1 protein-coding gene is annotated in these 1,713 nt (G+C 71.4%); it reads left to right on the top strand.

The annotated features are described in order from the left end of the window. Positions 1–259 precede the first annotated feature (259 nt). On the top strand, positions 260–1,713 hold a 1,454-nt coding region (locus ACJA3G_RS36375), incomplete at its 3' end, for a DUF2252 domain-containing protein (RefSeq protein WP_406557298.1).

Here is a 1,713-nt window from a genome sequence, read left to right as displayed (position 1 = left end):
CGCGGATGCCGGGGGTGGTGCCGGTGCTCTGGGCGACGGTCGCGGCATCCGCGAGGGCGAAGAGGGGATCGAGGAGGAGCTTGAGGAAGCGGTCGGCGTCTGAACCTCGGCGCCTGGCTGTGGATAACTCCCGGCGGTGGCCTGCTCGATGGCCGCCTCCGGGAGTTATCCACAGGGGGAGACGGCTGTCGGCCGCCACCGGTACCGTCATGGCATTCGAGCTGCTGATGATGAACGAGTACGGGGGAGGCGGCACGCGATGAGCGATGTCGAGGCGGTGATTCCGGCCCAGCGAGCGGTGCCCGACGACGGGCAGACCCGGATTCCCGAGGTGCCGGGATTCCGACACCACGAAGGACGGGGACCCGGCCACAAAGCCGGCTCGCCCAAGAGCGACGGCAAGGCACTGCGCGACCGGGTGCCCCGCTCCTCGCACGATTCGCTGCTCCTCTCCGCCGACCGCCCCGACGCGGTCCGGGCCGTCGAGGAATCGAACCTCGGCCGCGTGCCCGAGCTCACGCCGATCCGCGTGGGCCGCATGGCGGCCTCCCCGTTCGCCTTCCTGCGCGGCTCCGCCGGACTGATGGCCCACGACCTCGTCGGCACCCCCGTCACCGGAATAGGCGCCCAGATCTGCGGTGACGCCCACGCGGCGAACTTCGGTCTCTACGGCGACGCCCGCGGCGGCCTCGTCATCGACCTCAACGACTTCGACGAGACCGTCACCGGCCCCTGGGAATGGGACCTCAAGCGCCTCGCCGCCTCCCTGGTCCTGGCCGGCCGGGAAGCAGGCGCCGACGAGGACATCTGCCGGGCCGCGGCCTTCGACGCCGTGGGCGCCTACCGGCGCACGATGAGGCTCCTGGCGAAACTGCCGGTGCTGGACGCGTGGAACGCGATAGCCGACGAGGAACTGGTCTCCCACACCGACGCACGGGATTTGCTCGGCACCCTGGAGCAGGTGTCGGCCAAGGCCCGCAACAACACCAGCGCCCGCTTCGCCGCCAAGGCCACCGAGCAGAGAGCAGACGGACACCATCACTTCGTCGACGCGGCTCCGGTCCTGCGCCGGGTCCCCGACGCCGAAGCCGCTGCTGTCGCCGCCTCGCTCGGCCCCTACCTGGAAACGCTCTCGGAAGACCGCCTGCCGCTGCTCGCGCGGTACGCGATACACGACGTGGCGTTCCGGGTCGTCGGCACCGGCAGCGTCGGCACGCGGTCGTACGTGGTGCTGCTCGTCGACCATCGCGGCGAGCCGCTGGTACTTCAGGTCAAGGAGGCCCGCGCCTCGGCCCTGCTGCCGCACCTGGCCAAGGCCGGCTTCCCTGCCCCGGACGCGGGTCACGAAGGCCGCCGTGTGGTCCTCGGACAGAAGCGGATGCAGGTCGTCAGCGACATCCTGCTCGGCTGGACCACCGTAGACGGGCACCCCTATCAGGTGCGCCAGTTCCGCAACCGCAAGGGCAGCGTCGACCCGGCGGCCCTGGCCGCCGACCAGCTGGACGACTACGGCCGTATGACCGGCGCACTGCTGGCGCGCGCGCACGCCCACAGCGCCGACCCGCGCCTGATAGCCGGGTACTGCGGCAAGAACGAAGAGCTCGACGAGGCCGTGGCCGGCTTCGCGGTCCTCTACGCCGACCGCACGGAGTCGGACCACGCCACACTCCTGGCCGCGATCAGGGACGGGCGGGTGGCGGCAGAGCTGGGGGT

The sequence above is a fragment of the Streptomyces sp. YS-3 genome (assembly GCF_045257485.1).
GTDB lineage: Bacteria > Actinomycetota > Actinomycetes > Streptomycetales > Streptomycetaceae > Streptomyces.
Note: the sequence above shows the minus strand (reverse complement) of the source record. Positions and strands in the feature narration are given on the sequence as shown.